This window comes from Nocardiopsis sp. JB363 (genome assembly GCF_900143625.1).
Classification (GTDB): domain Bacteria; phylum Actinomycetota; class Actinomycetes; order Streptosporangiales; family Streptosporangiaceae; genus Nocardiopsis.
In genome coordinates, this window is record NZ_FRFF01000106.1 from 1 (window position 1) to 19,477 (window position 19,477).

Consider the following 19,477-nt stretch of genomic DNA (forward strand, 5'->3'; position numbering starts at 1 on the left):
CTCGTGGGCTCGGAGAAGACTATAAGAGACAGCCCAAAGAACGCCCCACAACCCCAGCAGCCCTTACAGCTCCAGCAGCCCCCACAACCCCAGCAGCTCCCACAACCCCCACATCTCCAGAAGCTCCCACAGACTTAACAGGCTTAGCTGAATCACCCCTCACCCTTAGCCGAACTCAGCAGATTTAGGGCCTTCCACCTGCACGTTCACCCATGCCAACCTCGGCTGCACAACAACAACGTCGAGGGGAAGAACATGGTGCAGCACCGCGTCCGGGTCCACCGGAGCTCCGAGGGGCCCGCCAAGGAGGAGCAACTGGCTCACCGGATCGCGTCCGTGGCGACCGACCCGGTGAAGGTCGAGCCGGCCGTGGTGGAGATGATCGGAAACCGGATCATCGACAACGCCGCCGTGGCCGCCGCCTCGCTGCACCGCCGCCCCGTCCGGAGCGCGCGGGCGCAGGCCACCCGCCACCCACTGACCCCGGGCACCACAACCCCGGGCACCACAACCCCGGGCACCACGACCACAGACACCACGGCCACAAGCACCCCGGCCACGGGCGCCGCGATCATGGGCATGCCTTCCTCCACCCGGGTCTCTCCGGAGTGGGCGGCCTGGGCCAATGGGGTCGCCGTCCGTGAACTGGACTTCCACGACACGTTCCTGGCCGCCGACTACTCCCACCCCGGCGACAACATCCCGCCGATCCTGGCGGTGGCCCAGCACCTGGGCAGGGACGGCCACGCCTTGGTCCGGGGGATCGCCACCGGTTACGAGATCCAGGTGGCGCTGGTCAAGGGCATCTGTCTGCACGAGCACAAGATCGACCACATCGCCCACCTGGGCCCCTCGGTCGCAGCCGGGGTCGGCGCGCTGCTGGAGTTGGACACCGAGACCGTCTATCAGGCGGTCCAGCAGGCTCTGCACGTCACCACCACCACGCGCCAGTCGCGCAAGGGTGAGATCTCCAGCTGGAAGGCGTACGCCCCCGCGTTCGCCGGGAAGACGGCGGTGGAGGCCGTGGACCGCGCGATGCGCGGCGAGGGCGCCCCCTCCCCCGCGTATGAGGGCGAGGACGGCTTCATCGCCTACCTGCTCAGCGGCCCCGGTGTGGAGTACGTCGTCGAACTCCCCGCCCCGGGCGAGGCCAAGCTCGGCATCCTGGAGACCTACACCAAGGAACATTCCGCCGAGTACCAGAGCCAGGCCCTCATCGACCTGGCCCGCCGGATGGGTCCCAGGGTCGGCGACACCGCCGAGGTCCGCGCGATCACCATCCACACCAGCCACCACACGCATTACGTGATCGGCACCGGTTCGGGCGACCCGCAGAAGATGGATCCCTGGGCCGGCCGGGAGACCCTGGACCACTCCATCCCCTACATCTTCGCCGTCGCCCTCCAGGACGGCGAGTGGCACCACGAACGTTCCTACGCCCCCGAGCGGGCCCGGCGTCCGGACACCGTGGAGCTGTGGCGGAAGATCTCCACGGTCGAGGCCCCGGAGTGGACCAAGCGCTATCACGCCACCGATCCGAACGAGAAGGCCTTCGGTGGCCGTGTGGTCGTGGAGATGGTGGATGGCACGGTCATCGAGGACGAGATCGCCATGGCCGACGCCCACCCGCTGGGGGCCCGCCCCTTCACTCGTCCGGACTACGTCGCCAAGTTCCGCACCCTGGCGAACGGTGTGGTCTCCCCGAAGGAGCAAGATCGTTTCCTGGGGCTGGTGGATCGGCTGCCCGAGCTCACCGCCGAGGAGGTCCGAGAGCTGACCTTCACCGAGGACGCCGCCACCGCCCCGAACGACCTACCGACTTCGAAGGGGATCTTCTGATGCTGAACGCCACCGCCGCACCGAACGCCAAGCGCCGCCGTCTGCGCGAGGACCTGGCCTCGGGCCGGTTGTTGCGGGTTCCCGGCGCCATGAACCCGCTCACCGCGGTCCTCATCCAGGAGCTCGGCTTCGACGCCGTGTACGTGTCGGGCGCGGTGATCGCCGCCGACCTGGCCCTGCCCGACATCGGCCTGACCACCCTGCCCGAGGTGGCCGGTCGCGGGCACCAGATCGCCCGGGTCACCGACCTGCCGACGATCATCGACGCCGACACCGGTTTCGGTGAGCCGATGAGCGCGGCCCGCACCGTCCAGTCCCTGGAGGACGCGGGGATCGCGGGCTGCCACCTGGAGGACCAGGTCAACCCCAAGCGCTGCGGTCACCTGGACGGCAAGACCGTCACCGACACGGCCACCATGGTCCAGCGGATCCGCGCGGCGGTGAGCGCCCGCCGCGATCCGGACTTCGTGATCTGCGCGCGTACCGACGCCGCGGCGGTGGAGGGGGTGGACGCCGCCATCGAACGCGCGAAGGCGTACGTGGACGCGGGTGCCGACATGGTCTTCCCGGAGGCGATGCGCGGACCGGCCGACTTCGAGGCGTTCCGAGCCGCGGTGGACGTGCCGCTGCTGGCCAACATGACCGAGTTCGGCAAGAGCGAGCTGCTCACCGCCGAACAGCTCGAATCGCTCGGGTTGAACCTGGTGATCTATCCGGTCACCACACTCCGCCTGGCCATGGGCGCCGTCGAGGACGGGCTGCGCACCATCCACGACGAGGGCACCCAGGCGGGGATCCTCGACCGGATGCAGACCCGTCAGCGCCTCTACGAGCTGCTCGACTATCCCGCCTACAACGCCTTCGACGGCGACGTCTACAACTTCTCTCTCTGAACGGATGTGGTGAGCATGACCGAGACGGCGATCCGTAAGGGCCTGGCCGGGGTGGTGGTCGACACCACCGAGATCTCCATGGTCGACGAGGCCTCCAATTCCCTGACGTACCGGGGGTACCCGGTGCAGGATCTGGCGGAGTCGTGCACCTTCGAGGAGGTCGCCTACCTGCTCTGGTACGGGGAACTGCCGAACTCCACCCAACTGCGCGGGTTCACCGCGCGTGAACGCGCCACCCGGTCCTTGGATCGGCACACCCTGGAGCTACTGCGGAAGCTGCCCGAGACGTCTCATCCCATGGACGTGCTGCGCACCGCCATCAGCTACCTGGGCGCGGACGACCCGACGGAGGACGACGGTTCGGTCGCCGCCAACCGGGCCAAGGCGGAGTCGATGGCGGCGAAGCTACCGACGGTCGTGGCCGCCGACCACCGGCGTCGCCAAGGCTTGGAGCCGATCCAGCCGGATCCCGAGCTGGGCTACGCCGACAACTTCTTCCACATGTGCTTCGGGGAGGTGCCCGACCCCGAGGTGGTGCGCTGCTTCGAGGTGTCGATGATCCTGTACGCGGAGCACAGCTTCAATGCGTCCACGTTCACCGCCCGGGTGGTGACGTCGACCCTGTCGGACATCTACAGCTCGGTGACGGCGGCGATCGGCGCGTTGAAGGGGTCCCTGCACGGGGGTGCCAACGAGGCCGTCATGCACATGTTCGACGAGGTCGGTTCGGCGGACCGGGCCGAGGCCTGGTTGGACACCGCGCTCCGGGAGGAGCGCAAGATCATGGGCTTCGGGCACCGCGTGTACAAGCGGGGGGATTCCCGGGTTCCGACCATGCGCGCGGCCCTGGGCCGGATGGCGGACCGCCAGGGCGCGGACGATCTGATGGCGTTGTACGAATCCCTGGAGAAGGCGATGGTGGATCGCAAGGGCATCCACCCGAACCTGGACTACCCGGCGGGCCCGGCCTACCACCTGATGGGGTTCGAGACCCCCATGTTCACGCCGCTGTTCGTGATGGCCCGGATCACCGGGTGGACGGCGCACATCCTGGAGCAGCAGGCGGCGAACGCGCTCATCCGCCCGCTGAGCAGCTACACGGGTCGTGAGCGCCGCCCGGTGCCGCTGCCCGCGCAGCGTCTCGCCGGTTGACGCGTTCTCCGGTCACTCGGGTCCTGGTCCGATGTGTTCGGCGAAGAACGTCTCGATGCGCTGCCATGCGTCGGCGGCGGATTCCGGGTGCGGTCCGGTGCCCATCGCCCGCAGCACCACGCGCAAGGGTTTGGGGCCGTTGGGCGCTTCGTTGAGGAAGGAGTGGCCGGCGTGGGGATACTCCTTGACGTCGTTCGGCACCCCGGCTTCGAGAAGCGCGCGCCGCAGGCGGTCGGCCGCGCCGGCGAGCTGGCGGTCCTTGGCGCCGTAACTCGCCACCATGGGGCAGGAACGGGCGGCGACCGCCTGAACGTCCTCGGGCAGGAACCCGTAGTTGGGCGCGGAGACGTCGAAGTCGGGGGCGGCGGCGATCGCGAAGCCCCCGCCGAGACAGAACCCGATCACCCCGACCCTGCCGGTGCAGTCGTCCTGGGCCCGCAGCCAGTCGCGACCGGCGGCCAGGTCGGTGAAGGCCCTGCCGTGGCCGGCGTTGAGCGCCCCCATGACCCCGCGGACACAGCGCAGCATGCCGCCCTCGCTGTAGAGGTCGGGAACGATGGTGAGGTACCCGGCCCGCGCCAGACGGTCGGCGTGCAGGCGCATCTGTTCGTCGACCCCGAAGGCCTCGTGGGCGACGACCACGCCGGGCCAGGGACCTGAGCCCTCAGGGCGGGCCAGGTAGCCGCTCAGGCTCGGTGAACCGTCACCGTCTCGGGTCATGGCGCTGAGATCGATGTCCGGCATGGTGTCGCCTCTCGTGTTGGTCCTCTCTTGAACCTAGAGACCTGAGCGCCGTTGGGAAGGGGGTTCTATCGAAAAATCCGATTGACCGGATAGCCTCCCGGGAAAGTTCAGGGGCGTCACAGGGGGGGGTTCGGATGGGTGGAGAACGCGAACGGGAGGCGGCCGGCCGGCTCTGGGAGCTGGCCAGCCCGGTGACGCCGATGGCGATCCGGGCCGTGGCCACCCTGCGGATCGCCGACCATCTGGCCGAGGGACCCCGCACGGCGGAGGAGCTCGGCGCGAAGGTGGGCGCCGATCCGGAAGGTTTGGGCCGAGTGCTGCGGTACCTGGCACAACGCGGGTTGTTCGGCCAGTACGGTGATCGCTTCGGTCTCACCGAGGTGGGCGCGGCCCTGCGCGCGGACCACCCGTACTCGCGGCTCGGCTGGTTCGCCGGGGACGGCGCGCACGGGCGGGCCGACGAGTGTCTGACCGAGCTGGCCGAAGCGCTGCGCACGGGAAGGAGCGCCTACTCGCTGCGCTTCGAGGGTTCGGACTTCTGGTCCGACCTGTCCGCCGACCCGACACTGTCCCGTTCCTTCGACGAGCTGATGGGGGCGCGCATGGTGGCGCAGTCCCAGACCCTCGCGGGGATGTTCGAGTGGGATGCCCTGGAGCATCTGGTGGACGTGGGCGGCGGGGACGGCACCCTGCTGCGCACCCTGTTGGAGCGTTTCTCCCGCCCCCGAGGGACCGTCCTGGACCTGGCCGGGCCCGCCGAGGCGGCCCGCGCGAACTTCCGTGCGGCCGGCCTGGACGCCCGGGCCGACGCTGTCGGAGGCAGCTTCTTCGATCCCCTGCCCGAGGGCGGGGACGCTTACCTGCTGTGCTGGATCCTGCACGACTGGGACGACGCGTCGGCCATGGCGATCCTGCGTCGGTGCGCGGAGGCGATCGGCGCGGACGGTCGGGTCCTGGTCGCCGAGTACACGGGTGGAGACGAGGTGAGCGAACTGGACCTTCGGATGCTCGCCTACTTCAACGGCCGGGAGCGGAGCGCCTCGGCACTGGTCGCCCTCGCTGAGCAGGTGGGACTCAGTCTCGCGGGGAACCATGTCTCGAAAGGTGTCGCCCTGCTGGAATTCACGAGGAACCAACCAGTGTGAAGTAAGTCACATCCCACCCTCGTCACCATTGGTAACGCGAGCACCACACAAACACCTTCGCTCACCCCATTGACGCGCACTCTCCACCCCTGGCTCTATGGGTCCACCTCTTCAACCCGCTACTGAGGAGAAGCACGAATCATGATCAATCGCAGGCTCTTCCTGGGCGGGGCGTCGATCGCCGCCGCCACTCCCCTGCTGGGCACCGTCGGCTGCGCCGGACAGACCCAGACGGCCAGTACGGTCAACAACGCCGCCAATGCGGGAGCGCTCCCAGTCAGCGTGACCAATAACAGCGGTCGTTACGGAGACGACGAGGTCCTCCTGTACATCGTCGGCACCGACCTGACGACCGACCAGCACTGCTGGGTCGACTCCAACGGCACGCCCCACCCCGTCAGCGTCGACGACAACACCGACGACGGCTACACGGACTACTCGATCCCCCTGGGCGCCCTTCCCGCCGACATGACGCTCCCGTACATGTCCGGCCGGATCTACCTGGCCACGGGCGGCAAGCTCGGCATCCGCATCGTGGAGGACGGCAATGGCAACCCCGCCCTCCAGTTGCCCGCCGGCTGGGTCGAGGAGGACGACTCCTTCGACATCCTGCACGACACCGTGGAGTTCACCCACAACGAAGACGGGATGTTCTGCAACACCTCGATGGTGGACCAGTTCAGCGTGCCGCTCGGCATCCGTCTGACCGGTGACGACGACCAGAGCACCGGGTTCCTGCTGCCCGGCGGACGCGACGCGATCTTCGAGACGCTCGCCGCCGATCCGGTCTTCTCCTCGTTGGTCTTCGAGGACCGCATCATCGCGCCGGGACACGGCCTGAACAGCGGGATCTTCCCGACCGACTACTTCGATCCGTACATCGACCAGGTGTGGTCGCACTACGCGGGCACCGACCTGAGCGTCACCACCAACGCCGGGACCTTCACCGGCCGGGTGGAGGGCGACGAGCTGCTGTTCGACGGCGGGGTGTCCCCCATCGCCAAGCCCAGCACCCGGGACGTGCTGTTCTGCGACGGCGCCCTGGCCGCCCCCAACGACGGGATCACCGGGCCGGTCGCCGCCATCGTCGGCGCCGCGCTCAACCGTTCCACTCTGTTGGACTCCGCCGAGCAGCCCACCAACGACCCGGCGCAGTTCTACCTGAACGAGATCGCCAACCACTACGCCGCCGTCTTCCACGAGCACACCGAGGACGGCAAGGCGTACGGGTTCGCCTTCGACGACGTGGAGGACTTCGCGTCCTACGTCCAGGACCACGGAGCCAGCGGTCTGGAGATCACGCTGACCCCGTTCTGACCAGGGACAGAACGGAAGGAGAGGCGCCCCGCCACCCGCTCGCGGGCGACGGGGCGCCCTTCGTCTACGACTCCGACCGCGAGCGTTCGCGCACGGTCTCCACGATGGCGGAGAAGTCCCTCGGCTCACCGTCCAGGGCGTCGGCGAAGGCGCGGTAGACCTCGGCGGCCCGACCACCGATCCGCGCGTCCACCCCGGTCTGTTCCAGCGCGCTCATCGCCAGCGCCAGGTCCTTGGCCATGAGCGTGGCCGCGAACCCCGGCTTGTAGCCGTTGTTGGCCGGACTGGTGGGCACCGGCCCCGGCACCGGGCAATAGGTGGTCAGCGACCAGCACTGTCCGGACGCGGTGGACATGACGTCGTACAACGCCTGGTGGGTCAGGCCCAGCCGCTCTCCCAGCACGAACGCCTCGCTCACCGCGAGCATGGACGCGCCCAGGACCATGTTGTTGCAGATCTTCGCGGCCTGACCACCACCGGGACCGCCGCAGTGCACGACCCTGCCGCCCATCACCGACAGCAGTGGCTCGGCGGCGGGCAGGTCGTCCGCCTCCGCGCCCACCATGAACGTGAGCGTTCCGGCCTCGGCACCTGCCACACCCCCGGAGACGGGAGCGTCCACGGCCCGGTGCCCGGCCTCGACGGCGGCCGCGTTGGCGGCGCGGGCGTCGGCGACGTCCACCGTGGAGCAGTCCACGAAGAGCGTGCCGGGGCGGGCCGTGGCCAACAGTCCACCGACTCCTCGATAGGCGTCGAGCAGGTGACGGCCGCCGGGCAGCATCGTGATGACCACGTCGGCCCCGGACACCGCGTCCGCGGCCGATACGGCGACCCGAACCCCGTTCCGCTCGGCGCGGGCCAGGGCGTCGGGGGCCAGGTCGAACCCGTGGACCTCGTGCCCGGCGGCCACCAGGTTGGCGGCCATCGGACCGCCCATGTTCCCCAACCCGACGAAGGCGACGGTGCTCATACGCGACCTCCCGGGCCGCCGAGGTCGAGCGGACCGTCCGGCGCGGGCGCGAACGCCGCCTCGACGACGTCCGCGTCGACCTCCGCCAGGGTGGCCGGGGACCACTTCGGCGAACGGTCCTTGTCGACGACCTGCGCCCGGATACCCTCCACCAGGTCCGGCCAGGTGAGCGTGGCACGGGAGACCCGGTACTCCTGTTCCAGGACCTCCTCCAGCGAACCCAGGGCCCGGGCCCGGCGCAGTGCGGCCAGGGTGGTCTTCACGGAGGTCGGCGACTTGCCCGCGATGGTGTCGGCCGCCTTGGCCGCCTCGGGGTCACCGTGGGCGCGCAGCCGTTCGACGATCTCCTCGGCGGTGTCGGCGGAGTAGCAGGCGTCGATCCACGCGCGCCGGTCGGCGAGCGTGCCCGCCGGGGCGATCTCCGCGAAACGTCCCACGGCCTCGGTGACGGCGCTCCGCGAGTCCACGTCGGCGAGCGCGGCTACCAGGTCGGGCAGCCGCTCGGAGGGCACGAAGTGGTCGGCAAGGCCGACGTACAGGGCATCGGCGGCCCCGATCGGCGTGCCGGTCAGCGCCAGGTGGGTGCCGGTCTCTCCGGGCGCCCGCGACAACAGGAAGGTGCCGCCCACGTCCGGGACGAACCCGATGGTGGTCTCCGGCATGCCCACCTTGGAGCGTTCGGTGACCACACGGACGCCGCCGTGCGCGGACACTCCGACGCCGCCGCCCATGACGACGCCGTCCATGAAGGCGACATAGGGCTTGGTGTAGCGGGCGATGTGGGCGTTGAGGTGGTACTCGTCCCGCCAGAAGCGGGCGGCTCCGTCGTCGCCGTCGATGGCGCTGGAACGGATGGCGCGGATGTCGCCGCCCGCGCACAGGCCGCGGTCGCCGGCGCCGTCGACGAGCACCACGGAGACGGACTCGTCCTTCTCCCAGGTGTCGAGGGCGTCGGCGAGCGCCCGGACCATGTCGTGGTCGAGGGCGTTGATGGCGCGCGGCCGATTGAGGGTGGCGTGGGCCAGCCCCTTGTCGACCCGCAGGAGCACCGTGTCTTCAATGGCGTTGGACATCAGGCGGCCCCGGTCAATCCGCGAGCGATGATCAGGCTCATGATCTCGTTGGTTCCTTCCAGGATTCGGTGCACCCTCAGGTCGCGCACGATCTTCTCAATTCCGTATTCGGCGAGATAGCCGTACCCCCCGTGCAGTTGGAGGGCGTGGTCGGCGACGGTGTAGCCGGCCTCCGTGGCGAACCGCTTGGCCATGGCGCACAGGTGCGCCGTGTCGGGATCACCGTTGTCCAGGGACGTGGCGGCCCGCCACAGCAGGGAGCGGGCGGCCTCCAGTTCGGTGGCCATCTCCGCCAGCCGGAAACGCAGTGCCTGGGCGTTGATGAGGGGGGTTCCGAAGGCCTCGCGTTCACCCAGGTAGGACACGGTGTCCTCCAAGGCTCGCCGGGCACCGCCCAGCGAGCAGGCGGCGATTCCGAGACGGCCGCCGTTGAGGCCGTTCATGGCGACGCGGAATCCCTCGCCCTCCGCGCCCAACCGCCGATCTTCGGGCAGGCGGACCTCGTCCAAGAGGACCTGGCGGGTGGGTTGGGCGTTCCAGCCCATCTTCGCCTCGTCGACCCCGAAGGACACCCCGGAGTCATCACGGTGCACGACGAACGCGGAGATGCCCGTGGCGCCGTCGCCGCCGGTGCGGGCCATGACCACGTACACCTCGGAGGCACCCGCCCCGGAGATGAACTGCTTGGTACCGGAGAGTACGTAGTCGTCGCCGTCCCGGACCGCGCGTGTGCTCAGGGCGGCGGCGTCGGAACCGGCCCCCGGTTCGGTCAGGCAGTAGCTGCCCAGGGTCCGCATGGTGCACAGGTCCGGCAGCCATCGGGCGCGCTGGGCGTCGTCGCCGTAGCGGTCGACCATCCAGGCGACCATGTTGTGGATCGACAGGTACCCGGCAATGGACGGACACCCGGTGGCCAGCCCTTCGAAGACGAGGGCCCCGTCCATCCTGGTCAGGCCGGTTCCCCCGAACTCCTCGGAGACGTAGAGACCGCCCATACCGAGTTCGGCGGCCTTGCGGAGCACGTCGACGGGGAAGTGCCTGGCCCGGTCCCACTCGACGGCGCGCGGTGCGAGGTGTTCGTCGGCGAACGCCCGCGCGGTCTCGGCGAGCGCGCGCTGTTCGTCGGTGCGGGCGGCGTTCATCGGACGACCGGGATCGTGAACTCCGCGCCCTCCTTGACCCCGGAGAACCAACGCGAGGTGACGGTCTTGGTGCGGGTGTAGAAGCGGATCGAGTCCGGCCCGTGCTGGTTGAGGTCGCCGAAGCCGGACCGCTTCCAGCCACCGAAGGTGTGGTAGGCGATCGGCACCGGGATGGGCACGTTCACGCCGACCATTCCGGTGTTCACCCGGTGCGAGAAGTCGCGGGCGGTGTCGCCGTCGCGGGTGAAGATAGCGACCCCGTTGCCGTACTCGTGTTCGCTGGGCAGGCGCAGCGCCTCCTCGTAGTCGGCGGCGCGCACCACGCACAGCACGGGGCCGAAGATCTCCTCCTGGTGGATCCGCATGTCGGGGGTGACCCGGTCGAACAGCGACGGGCCGGCGAAGAAGCCCTCCTCGTGACCGGGCACGGTGTGACCGCGACCGTCCACGACCAGTTCGGCGCCCTCCTCCACGCCGAGCGTGACGTAGTCGTCGACCCGCTGGAGGGCCTCGCGCGAGACCAGCGGACCGAAGTCCGCGTCGGGGTCGTCGGAGGCGCCCACCCTGAGCCCCGCGATACGTTCCTTGAGCTTGGCGACCAAGGCGTCGGCGATCTCCTCGCCCACCGGGACCGCCACGGAGATCGCCATGCAGCGCTCACCGGCCGACCCGTACCCGGCCCCGATCAGCGCGTCCGCGACCTGGTCGAGATCAGCGTCGGGCATGACGATCATGTGGTTCTTGGCGCCGCCGAAGCATTGGGCGCGCTTGCCGTGCGCGGTGGCCGTGGAATACACGTACTCCGCGATGGGGGTGGAGCCCACGAACCCCACGGCGGCGATCCGCGGGTCGGTGAGCAGGGTGTCCACGGCCTCCTTGTCGCCGTTGACCACGTTGAACACACCCGGGGGCAGCCCGGCCTCGACGAACAGTTCCGCCAACATCGACGGCACCGACGGGTCGCGCTCCGAAGGCTTGAGAATGAACGCGTTACCGCAGGCCAGAGCGGGCGCGACCTTCCACAGCGGGATCATGGCGGGGAAGTTGAACGGGGTGATGCCGGCGACCACGCCCAGGGGCTGACGCATGGAGTGCACGTCGATGCCGGTACCGGCGTTGTCGGTGAACTCGCCCTTGACCAGGTGCGGGATGCCGGCGGCGAACTCCACCACCTCCAGACCGCGCTGGAGGTCACCGTGGGCGTCGGCGACGGTCTTGCCGTGTTCGGCGGACAGGGCCCGCGCGATGTTCTCCCGCTCGGTCTCGACCAGTTGCAGGAAGCGGAGCAGAACCCGGGCCCTGCGCTGGGGGCTCCAGGAGCCCCACTCGACCTGTGCCTGCTCGGCGTCGGCGATGATCTGCTCGGTCTCGGCCCGGTCGGCCAGGGGCACCCGCGCCTGGACCCTTCCGGTGTTGGGGTCGTAGACGTCACCGAAGACGCCCGATCGACCGCGGACCTTCCTGCCCTGCACGAAATGCGTCAGCTCGCTGACCATACGTGTTCGCTCCATCCTCGTGGATCACACGGTTCCTTGGCCGCGGGCGGTGACCTGACTTCCGGGGTCCTCCCCCGGTCACAGTGGCGGGACCGCGCCGGACTCGCACCGGCTTCCCCGCTCCGCGGTGGGGTCACCATATAGTTTGATGTCCTAGTAAATCCAGACCCATGCGCCCGGTAGGCTCTGCGATCTGTGACCGCCAAGGACGACACCCCCACCGGCAGACCCCTCGCCCTCACCCCCGCGTGGCGTACCGCCCGCGCCGATCTGCACGTCCTCCTGGTGGTTCACAGCCTCACCGCCGCCACCCGCATCGCCGACGTGCTCCCCGCCCTGCACGACCCGCGCGTGCAGCTCCACCTCACCCGGACCACCGGCGGCGTCTTCGCCAACGGCCTCGACGAATACCTCCGAGAAACCCGGATCCGGCGCATTTCCTGGGAAGAAGCGCGAGAAACAGAATTCGATCTCGCGGTCACCGCAAGCCTCGGAGACGACCTCCACGAATTAAAAGCAAAAGTCCTGCGCATTCCCCATGGCAACGGATACAATAAGAAATGGTCGCAGGAGTCAGGAGTCAGGAGTCAGGAGTCAGGAGTCAGGAGTCAGGAGTCAGGAGGTCTTCGGGCTCTCCGACAACACCCTCAAACACCAGGGTCGCCTGGTACCCAGCTCCATCGCCCTCTCCCACAGCGAACAGTTCGACCGCCTCGCCCAAGGCTGCCCCGACGCGCTCCCCCTCGCCTTCCTCTCCGGTGACCCCTGCTACGACCGGCTGCTCGCCGGCGTACCCCACCGACTCACCTACCGAAAGGCCCTCGGCCTACGCCCCGGACAGAAACTCGTCGTCGTCAATTCCACCTGGAAGGACGAATCCCTCTACGGAAGTCACCCGGGTATCGTCACCGAACTACTCGACCGACTTCCCTATGACCATTACCGGGTCGCGCTCATTCTGCACCCGAACATCTGGTCCTCGCACGGGCCGCGACAGATCAGGATCTGGCAGGACGAGGCCCTGCGTTCCGGTCTCCTCCTGATCCCGCCCCACGAGGGTTGGCGTGCCGCCGTCATCGCCGCCGACCTCGTGCTCTCCGACCACGGGTCCGTGAGCGTCTACGCCGCCGCCCTCGGTCGCCCGATCCTCCTCAGCGCCGAGGGCCGGGGCTCCGTCGACCCGGACTCCGCTCTGGGACGGCTCTACGAGGTCGCCCACCCCCTCGACCCCCACGCCGACCTCGTCCCCCAGTTCCGTCGGGCCGAGGAACTGCGCGAACGCACCCATGAGACCGCCCGTACCTGGGTGAGCTCCGCCCCGGGCCAGGCCCTCGACCTCATCCGCGCCGAGGCCTACCGGCTCATGGACGCCACGCCCCCACCCGGCCGTCCTCGCCTCCTGGCCCCACCGGAACCGGAGGTCCAGAGTCCGGAGCCGACCTCCCTCTGGATCCGGGTGCGCCCCACCGACGACGGCCTCTCCGTGCACCGCGGCCCCGCTCCCGAGCTCGGCGGTGTCCTGATCTGTTCCGATGCCGAGATGGACCACCGACTCGCCTCCGCCGCCGACGCCCTCGTCATCGCCGAGGACACGTTGCCCGCCGACGAACGCTTGTGGTCCGACACCGTGTTCGCGCACCGCCCCGGCGCCTGCCTCACCGCCGTGTACTCGGCCGAGGAGGTCCGCCTACGCACCCGCGACGGTGCTCTCCTTCAGGCCCGGTTCACCGGCCCCGTCGACGACCCCCACCTGGTCGCCCACGTGCTCGCCGAACGCCTGATCACCGTGGGCCGGCTACCGAGCGGCCCGCTCCACCTGCGCCTCTCCGAGGAACGAACCCTCACGATCCCCTTCGAGCACACCTCGGGCTGATTTTTTCCGTGTTTGCCGGACACCGGGCGATCACCGTCTGTAGTTTCCTGTCATGCCCGGATTCGAACACGAGCTTCAAGTACGCCTGCTCCAGAACAGGCCTGAGCTCGTCCCCCTCATGCTCCGCGACACCCTCGGCTTCCCCGTACCCGACTTCGCCCACGCGGAGCTCGGCTGCGGTGACCACACCAGGTTGAAGCCGAAGCCGTTCAAGTCGGACAACGTGGTCATTCTGTACGACGAGAGCGGTCGCAAAGTACTCGCCATCATTTCGGAGGTCCAACAAGGCAAGGATGACGACAAGCCCTACACATGGCCCCTGTACCTGGCCACCGTGCGTGAACAGTTGCGCTGCCCCGTACGCCTGATGGTCGTTTGTCCGGACATCGGCACCGAACGATGGGCGCGCCGCCCCATCGAACTCGAGACCGGCGGCGCCACTCTCAGGCCGGCGGTCCTCGGTCCCAGCAACACCCCGTACATCGACGACCTGGAGAAGGCACGGGCCCTCCCAGAACTGGCCGTACTCTCGGCTGCGGCCCATGGGTCGCACCTGCCGGTCCTCAAAGCAGCCGAAGCCGCTCTGGACAAGCTGCCCGAACACACCCAACTTCTTTACAATGACTACATCGAGTCGAAGCTGAACGCTGCGGCACGGAAAATGTGGGAGGACCTGATGGCGACCGGCACCTACGAGTGGCAGAGCGACTTCGCCCGCAAGTACGTCGGCCAAGGCCGTGAGGAAGGCCGTGAAGAAGGCCGTGAAGAGGGTCGTGCGGAAGGCAAGCAGGAAACGCTGATCCGTTTCTTGGAAGCCACCTCGGCGACCATCAGCCTCGACTCACGTCGACGCATCGAGGAGTGCGACGACGTCGCCCGGCTCGATGACTGGCTGGACAAGGCCTTCAAGTCCAAGGTCTCCGACGCCGACGAGCTCTTCGACTGATCTCTCGCGGCCGGGTCCGGTTCAGGCCCGGCCGTCGAGCTTCTCCCGAACGCGGCGGGCGGCCCCGACCGCGCCCACCAGCTCGAAGACCTCCAACGCCTGTCCCCACCGTTCCCGTGGGTTCCGGCCCAGCTCACCGAGGCGTTCCAGGACCTTGCCCGCCTGGTAGGCGCGGTCGGCCGTGACGAACCGTTCCAAGGCCTCCTCCAAGAGCCCGACCGCCTGGTCGGGGTGTTCCTCGGCGATGACGCGCGCCTGGTTGACCAGGAGCTTGCCCTCGTTGGCGTGGTCCCGCCGGCGCGAGGCCGCGTGCTCCCGGAAGAACGACAGCGACGTCCGGTAGTACTCCAGGGCCCGCTGGGGTTCCTCGGCCAGAAGCGCCACGTCGCCCATGTGCATGTGGTGCAGCCCGAGCGCCTTGGGGCGGGTGTGGTCGAGCAGCGGCAGCGACTCCTCCAGGTGGGCGCGGGCGGCGCCCACGTCACCTTCACGGCGTCCCAGGATCCCCAGCCACTCCAGGGCCGCCCCTTGGCCGCGCGGGTCCGCCCCATCGCCGCGAGCCGCCGCCAGCGAGCGTTCCAGGCATGTGCGCGCCTCGGTCAGGCGTCCCTGTCCGAGCATCGCCTCGCCTCGCTGGGCCAGTACCCGGGCCAGGGCATCGTCGTTCCCCTCGGCGTCGCGTTCGGCCAGGGCCAGCAGGGTGAGCCGCTCGTCGACGCGCCCGTTGGCGGTGAAGTAGCCGTTGGTGGCCTCCGCCATTCGCCAGGCGTAACCCGGTTCGGGACGGGTGCCCTGCCAGACTCGGCCCGAGCGTTGGACGAAGGCCAGGATGGCGTCCATGTTCGCCTCGAACCACTCGTCGGGGCTCGGAACGCCCGGCGTCTGTCGGGCACTGCGTTCACGCACGTGGCGCCGGTGTTCGAGCCAGGCGTCGAGGTCCACGGAACCGGCTTCGCGTTTGGTGGCCGCAAAGTCCGGGAGAGAGCAGGGCGCCTCCGCCCGGTACAGGTCGCTCACCCGCCAGCGGTCGGTGCGCACCTTGTCGGCGGCGACGGCGCCGAACAGGTAGTAGTCGGCGAAGCGCCGGTGGACCTCCCGGCGTTCGGCTGGCTCCTCACCCTCGGCGACCAGCCGCGCGTGTTCGTAGGTGAGGTCCTCCATGACGTAACGGCCCGCCCAGTCCACCTTGACCAGACTGCGGCGCAGGAGCACGTCCAGGGCCTTGTCGCCCTGGTCCGCGTCCCCGGGGAAGACCGCTCGGGCGAGCCAACGGTCGAAGTCACGGGTGGGATGCACCCCCAGGGCCCGGTACAGCAGTCGGGCGTCGGGGTCGAGTTCCCGGTAGAACACGTCGAAGACGGCGGCCGGGCGGGTGGCGGTCCGGGCGGCCTCCTCCAAGTGGGCGAGTCGACCCGTGTCCTCCATCCGGGCCACCAGGTCGGCGATGGCGAGTGCGGGTTCGTCGCTGAGCAGGCCACCGGTGTGCCCGGCCAGCAGCGGCACCCCGGCGCACAGCCGGACCAGCCGGGTGAAGGCCTCGGGTTCACGGACCGGGCGCTCGTCGCCGATCAGGTCTCGAAGGAGCTCTTCGACGGCCTCGTCCCCGAGAGGCCCCAACGGTGCGACCACGGGGCGGCGTTGGGCCAACCCGGGCACGGGCTCACGGCTGGTGACGACCACCACCATGCCCGCCAGGTCGGACAGGAACGGCTGGACCTGGGCGGCGGTGCGCACGTCGTCGAGGAGCACCACCACGGGCTGTTCGGCGATCTCCCGGTGGAACCGGTTGAGCTTGCCCTGGAGGGTGCCGAGTCCGGGTGCGTCGGTGTCCACTCCGACCGCGTGCAGGTACTGGTCGCAGAGTTCCTCGATGCCGCGTCCCTGGCCCTCACCGGGGTCGCCGCCGCAGGCCACGGCGAGCTGAGCGTGACCGAAACGGCGCCGGTTCCGCAGGATCCAGGTGAGCGCGGTGGTGGTCTTACCGATGCCGGGCGGTCCGACCAGGTTGAGCAGCAGGCTCTGTTCGGACTCCAGGGCGTGGTCGAGGTGGGCGTCGAGCCCGGCCAGTTCGTCGGTGCGGTTCTGGAAGAGGGTGGTCTCGCGCTGGGGGACGATCCGGATGGCCTTCGCGGCGCGCTGGTGCAGGTCCATCGAGGCGTGCACCACGCCCGCCTGGATGTGGACGCCTTGATTGTGGCCGTGGGAGGTGTTGTATGTGCCGCTCACAGCGCCCCATCCTGACCGAGAAGGCCCGCACCCACCAGCCCCACAGGTCAGGACGGATTGTCCGGTACCGGTCACGGTGCGTTCCCGGCCGCCGGTTCCGGGCCGGGTGAACGCCGCCATGCGCACGGTCAGCTGAGGTGTGAGCGCCGTGTGCATGGCGGCCGGTGGCTCAGCTCCCCAGGGTGCGGAGCATCCGGTGTGCCTCGTCCATGCGATGCGGGTAGGCATCCGGGCTGTCGGCGAGTTTCATGGCGGTGAGTTCACAGGCCATGGCGGTGTGCGCGGCCAGGACCGCGGTGGTCTCCTCCGCTCCCGCGTCGACGAGGGCCCCGGCGAGGCGAAGCGCCCGTTGCTGGCGGGTGAGCAGGTAGCGGGAACGCAGGTCCACGCTCTCCCGAAGCAGACGGACCAGGACCGCCGAGTGTGCCGGGGACAGGGACGCGTAGGGCCGGGCGACGGCGCCGGCTTCCCGGAGCAGACCGATCGCCGCCGCGAGGTCGGTGCCGAGGGTGCGTCCGGCCTTGTCCCGAACATAGGCGCACATGTGGTCCACCTCGGCGGCGTCGTCGGCGAAGAGGACCTGTTGCTTGTCGCCGAAGTACCGGAAGAAGGTGGTCCGACCGACCTCGGCCCGTTCGGCGATGGCCGCGACGGTCACGTTGTCGAATCCGTGTTCGGAGAAGAGTTGGAAGGCGGCTGACACGATCATGGCTCGCGCCTTACGTCGTTTGCGCGCGTGGAGCGTGTCCGGGGGGTGTTGCATGAGGCGACCCTATCGATGGGAACTCGGTGCTGATCGGTACGCGGGACCGTCCATAGGGACAGTGGTCCCGAAACGGACCGAGAGCCCGAGAGAGCGGGAAGTCGTCCGGGTTGTTGAAGTGGTGGGATACGACCGGCGACCGTGGGCCTGGGGGAGCTTCGGGTAACCGCCGGTTGGCCCGGGATTTTATTGCAAAGAGGTAGGGGACTGACAACCGCCTTCCACTAACCGGTGAACCCCTGCCCGGAAAGGGTTCCCCCCTGGCGTAAGTTATGCCTCCCAGGAGTGCCCTTTTCCCACGAGCTCCACGGCGCCTCGGATAAAACACCGAGGGAAAACCGTTCGGGTTCCTACCTATTAACTTTCCGAGACATCCGGAACCCCTACACACGGCACAATCGGTCCTCCGCCGACATCTATCGGACACCCGTTCACCGCCGGTCGTTCCCCGATTGTCGGCGCCCCGTGCCACAGTGGAGATATCCATCACACTTGGGGTTCGACATGGCATATCTCCTGGTCATAGGCACACGCAAGGGGCTGTTCACCGCGCGCAGCGAGAACCGGCGCACGTGGGAGCTGACCGGTCCGCACCGACTCGACGAAGCCGACGACGCCGGGATGAGCCCGGTGTACACCGTGGGCATCAATCCGCGCTCGGGACGCCTGCTCGCCGGCACCGAGAGCTGGCACTTCGGTCCCAGCGTCTGGCACAGCGACGATCTCGGCGCCACATGGTCCGAACCCGCGGAGGCTCCGATCCGCTTCCCCGAGGACACCGAGGCCTCGCTCACCCGCGCCTGGCAGTTCGCGTTCGGGGAGGAGGCCGACACCGTCTACGCCGGGGTGGAACCACACGCACTGTTCCGCTCCACCGACGGTGGCGACAGCTTCACCCTGGTCAGGGCTCTGTGGGATCACCCCCACCGGGCCGAATGGTTCCCCGGCGCGGGTGGCGGCGCGATCCACACGATCCTGCCCGGCACGATCGGCGCCGGCGAACGCTCACCCGAGGCCATCACCGTGGCCATGTCCACGGGTGGTGTTTACCAGAGTGCCGACTCGGGCGCGAGTTGGGCGCCGGCCAATCGGGGTATCTCCGCCGGGTTCCTCCCAGGCGAGGAGCCCGAGTACGGCCAGTGCGTGCACAAGGTGGCCATGGCCCCGGACGGTTCGTTCTACGCGCAGAACCACCACGGGGTCTACCGCAGTTCCTCCCCGGCCACCGAGGGGTGGAGCCGGATCAAGTCGGGTCTGCCCACCGACTTCGGCTTCGCGGTGGTCGCCCACCCGCACCGACCGGAGTCCGCGCTCAACTTCCCGGTGGTGAGTCAGGATGTGCACCTGCCACCGGACAACCGGTTGGGCGTCTACCGCACCGACGACTCCGGAGCCACCTGGCGGGCGATCGACGCCGGTCTGCCACGGGACCCCTACTTCGGGATCGTGCTGCGCGACGCGGCCTGCACCGACGGCGCCGACGTGCCCGGCTTCTACTTCGGCACCCGCAACGGCGACGTGTACGCGGCCACGGACGACGGCGAACGTTGGCACCAGGTCGCCGCCCACCTGCCCGACGTGTTGTGCGTGCGCGCGGCGGAGGTGTGAGATGTGGGTGACCGTACACCTGCCGGGGCTGCTGCGCTCCGACGCCGACGGGGCCGCACACGTGCCCTTGGAGGTCAGGGACGCCGCGGTGCTGCGCGGGGTGCTGGACGCGCTGACCGACCGTCATCCGGGGTTGGACCGGAGGATCCGGGACGATCGAGGGGAGCTGCGCCGGTACGTGAACGTGTTCGTGGACAAGGACGAGTGCCGTGCGATGGGCGGATTGGACGCCCCCGTCCACGAGGGCGCCGACGTGCGGTTACTGCCCTCCGTGGCCGGTGGTTGAACTC

The 19,477-nt window shown here is 69.1% G+C and carries 17 protein-coding genes and 1 riboswitch; of the genes, 9 read left to right on the forward strand and 8 right to left on the reverse strand.

What is annotated here, in order from left to right; all coding sequences use genetic code 11:
* Nucleotides 1-255 precede the first annotated feature (255 nt).
* From BQ8420_RS16300 to BQ8420_RS16310, 3 genes are read left to right on the forward strand one after another with little or no spacing between them, the layout of a single operon-like run.
* The gene (locus BQ8420_RS16300; protein WP_087099984.1) at nt 256-1,839 is read left to right on the forward strand and encodes an MmgE/PrpD family protein; all 1,584 of its coding nucleotides are present in this window, start codon (nt 256-258) and stop codon (nt 1,837-1,839) included.
* Nucleotides 1,839-2,732 carry a methylisocitrate lyase gene (prpB, locus tag BQ8420_RS16305; RefSeq protein ID WP_087099985.1) on the forward strand — a complete coding sequence of 298 codons (894 nt, stop codon included), beginning with the start codon at nt 1,839-1,841 and terminating at the stop codon, nt 2,730-2,732. The genes BQ8420_RS16300 and prpB overlap by 1 nt, the downstream gene beginning before the upstream one ends.
* A gap of 15 nt (nt 2,733-2,747) precedes the next feature.
* Complete coding sequence (locus tag BQ8420_RS16310; RefSeq protein ID WP_200815957.1) at nt 2,748-3,884, forward strand: bifunctional 2-methylcitrate synthase/citrate synthase; 1,137 nt, start codon at nt 2,748-2,750, stop codon at nt 3,882-3,884.
* Between the two features lie 12 nt (nt 3,885-3,896).
* Here the strand turns inward: BQ8420_RS16310 and BQ8420_RS16315 are convergent, their stop codons facing one another.
* Nucleotides 3,897-4,628: a dienelactone hydrolase family protein gene (locus BQ8420_RS16315; RefSeq protein ID WP_087099986.1), complete on the reverse strand. Its 732-nt coding sequence runs from the start codon at nt 4,626-4,628 to the stop codon at nt 3,897-3,899.
* Between the two features lie 134 nt (nt 4,629-4,762).
* Here BQ8420_RS16315 and BQ8420_RS16320 point away from each other — a divergent pair, with 134 nt between their 5' ends.
* Nucleotides 4,763-5,773, forward strand: a complete 1,011-nt coding sequence (locus tag BQ8420_RS16320; RefSeq protein WP_087099987.1) for a methyltransferase — start codon at nt 4,763-4,765, stop codon at nt 5,771-5,773.
* 141 nt (nt 5,774-5,914) lie between these two features.
* The gene (locus BQ8420_RS16325) at nt 5,915-7,090 is read left to right on the forward strand and encodes a beta-1,3-glucanase family protein (RefSeq protein WP_087099988.1); all 1,176 of its coding nucleotides are present in this window, start codon (nt 5,915-5,917) and stop codon (nt 7,088-7,090) included.
* Nucleotides 7,091-7,154: 64 nt separating this feature from the next.
* Here the strand turns inward: BQ8420_RS16325 and mmsB are convergent, their stop codons facing one another.
* The 5 genes from mmsB to BQ8420_RS31975 form a co-directional block, all read right to left on the reverse strand.
* Entirely contained in the window at nt 7,155-8,060 is a 906-nt protein-coding gene (gene mmsB, locus BQ8420_RS16330; RefSeq protein ID WP_087099989.1) for a 3-hydroxyisobutyrate dehydrogenase, read from the reverse strand.
* A complete protein-coding gene (locus BQ8420_RS16335) occupies nt 8,057-9,133 on the reverse strand; it encodes an enoyl-CoA hydratase/isomerase family protein (RefSeq protein WP_087099990.1) in 1,077 nt (358 codons plus the stop codon). The genes mmsB and BQ8420_RS16335 overlap by 4 nt, the downstream gene beginning before the upstream one ends.
* Complete coding sequence (locus BQ8420_RS16340) at nt 9,133-10,275, reverse strand: acyl-CoA dehydrogenase family protein (protein WP_087099991.1); 1,143 nt, start codon at nt 10,273-10,275, stop codon at nt 9,133-9,135. The genes BQ8420_RS16335 and BQ8420_RS16340 overlap by 1 nt, the downstream gene beginning before the upstream one ends.
* Nucleotides 10,272-11,771, reverse strand: coding sequence for a CoA-acylating methylmalonate-semialdehyde dehydrogenase (locus tag BQ8420_RS16345; protein ID WP_087099992.1), 1,500 nt, complete (start codon nt 11,769-11,771; stop codon nt 10,272-10,274). Before BQ8420_RS16345 ends, BQ8420_RS16340 begins: the two co-directional genes overlap by 4 nt.
* Before the next feature lie 48 nt (nt 11,772-11,819).
* A riboswitch (cobalamin riboswitch) is annotated at nt 11,820-11,889 on the reverse strand.
* Nucleotides 11,890-11,924: 35 nt separating this feature from the next.
* Nucleotides 11,925-12,278: a hypothetical protein gene (locus tag BQ8420_RS31975; RefSeq protein WP_087099993.1), complete on the reverse strand. Its 354-nt coding sequence runs from the start codon at nt 12,276-12,278 to the stop codon at nt 11,925-11,927.
* A 31-nt stretch (nt 12,279-12,309) separates the two neighbouring features.
* On the opposite strand from BQ8420_RS31975, the gene BQ8420_RS16355 reads away from it, so the two are divergent.
* Together BQ8420_RS16355 and BQ8420_RS16360 are read left to right on the forward strand one after the other, a co-directional pair.
* Entirely contained in the window at nt 12,310-13,644 is a 1,335-nt protein-coding gene (locus tag BQ8420_RS16355; protein ID WP_087099994.1) for a hypothetical protein, read from the forward strand.
* A gap of 52 nt (nt 13,645-13,696) precedes the next feature.
* Complete coding sequence (locus tag BQ8420_RS16360) at nt 13,697-14,590, forward strand: hypothetical protein (protein ID WP_087099995.1); 894 nt, start codon at nt 13,697-13,699, stop codon at nt 14,588-14,590.
* 21 nt (nt 14,591-14,611) lie between these two features.
* Here the strand turns inward: BQ8420_RS16360 and BQ8420_RS16365 are convergent, their stop codons facing one another.
* Together BQ8420_RS16365 and BQ8420_RS16370 are read right to left on the reverse strand one after the other, a co-directional pair.
* Entirely contained in the window at nt 14,612-16,816 is a 2,205-nt protein-coding gene (locus tag BQ8420_RS16365) for a hypothetical protein (protein ID WP_087099996.1), read from the reverse strand.
* 169 nt (nt 16,817-16,985) lie between these two features.
* Nucleotides 16,986-17,579 carry a TetR/AcrR family transcriptional regulator gene (locus BQ8420_RS16370; RefSeq protein ID WP_087099997.1) on the reverse strand — a complete coding sequence of 198 codons (594 nt, stop codon included), beginning with the start codon at nt 17,577-17,579 and terminating at the stop codon, nt 16,986-16,988.
* A 504-nt stretch (nt 17,580-18,083) separates the two neighbouring features.
* Between BQ8420_RS16370 and BQ8420_RS16375 the strand changes: the two genes are divergently transcribed.
* Nucleotides 18,084-19,187 carry a sialidase family protein gene (locus BQ8420_RS16375; protein ID WP_087100026.1) on the forward strand — a complete coding sequence of 368 codons (1,104 nt, stop codon included), beginning with the start codon at nt 18,084-18,086 and terminating at the stop codon, nt 19,185-19,187.
* Between the two features lies 1 nt (nt 19,188).
* Nucleotides 19,189-19,473, forward strand: coding sequence for a MoaD/ThiS family protein (locus BQ8420_RS16380; protein ID WP_087099998.1), 285 nt, complete (start codon nt 19,189-19,191; stop codon nt 19,471-19,473).
* Nucleotides 19,474-19,477: the final 4 nt, after the last annotated feature.

Coding starts and splice junctions, on each gene's coding strand:
- BQ8420_RS16300 (WP_087099984.1), top strand. CDS start 256: ATGGTGCAGCACCGCGTCCGGGTCCACCGGAGCTCCGAGGGGCCCGCC.
- prpB (WP_087099985.1), top strand. CDS start 1,839: ATGCTGAACGCCACCGCCGCACCGAACGCCAAGCGCCGCCGTCTGCGC.
- BQ8420_RS16310 (WP_200815957.1), top strand. CDS start 2,748: ATGACCGAGACGGCGATCCGTAAGGGCCTGGCCGGGGTGGTGGTCGAC.
- BQ8420_RS16315 (WP_087099986.1), bottom strand. CDS start 4,628: ATGCCGGACATCGATCTCAGCGCCATGACCCGAGACGGTGACGGTTCA.
- BQ8420_RS16320 (WP_087099987.1), top strand. CDS start 4,763: ATGGGTGGAGAACGCGAACGGGAGGCGGCCGGCCGGCTCTGGGAGCTG.
- BQ8420_RS16325 (WP_087099988.1), top strand. CDS start 5,915: ATGATCAATCGCAGGCTCTTCCTGGGCGGGGCGTCGATCGCCGCCGCC.
- mmsB (WP_087099989.1), bottom strand. CDS start 8,060: ATGAGCACCGTCGCCTTCGTCGGGTTGGGGAACATGGGCGGTCCGATG.
- BQ8420_RS16335 (WP_087099990.1), bottom strand. CDS start 9,133: ATGTCCAACGCCATTGAAGACACGGTGCTCCTGCGGGTCGACAAGGGG.
- BQ8420_RS16340 (WP_087099991.1), bottom strand. CDS start 10,275: ATGAACGCCGCCCGCACCGACGAACAGCGCGCGCTCGCCGAGACCGCG.
- BQ8420_RS16345 (WP_087099992.1), bottom strand. CDS start 11,771: ATGGTCAGCGAGCTGACGCATTTCGTGCAGGGCAGGAAGGTCCGCGGT.
- BQ8420_RS16355 (WP_087099994.1), top strand. CDS start 12,310: ATGGCAACGGATACAATAAGAAATGGTCGCAGGAGTCAGGAGTCAGGA.
- BQ8420_RS16360 (WP_087099995.1), top strand. CDS start 13,697: ATGCCCGGATTCGAACACGAGCTTCAAGTACGCCTGCTCCAGAACAGG.
- BQ8420_RS16370 (WP_087099997.1), bottom strand. CDS start 17,579: ATGCAACACCCCCCGGACACGCTCCACGCGCGCAAACGACGTAAGGCG.
- BQ8420_RS16375 (WP_087100026.1), top strand. CDS start 18,084: ATGGCATATCTCCTGGTCATAGGCACACGCAAGGGGCTGTTCACCGCG.
- BQ8420_RS16380 (WP_087099998.1), top strand. CDS start 19,189: ATGTGGGTGACCGTACACCTGCCGGGGCTGCTGCGCTCCGACGCCGAC.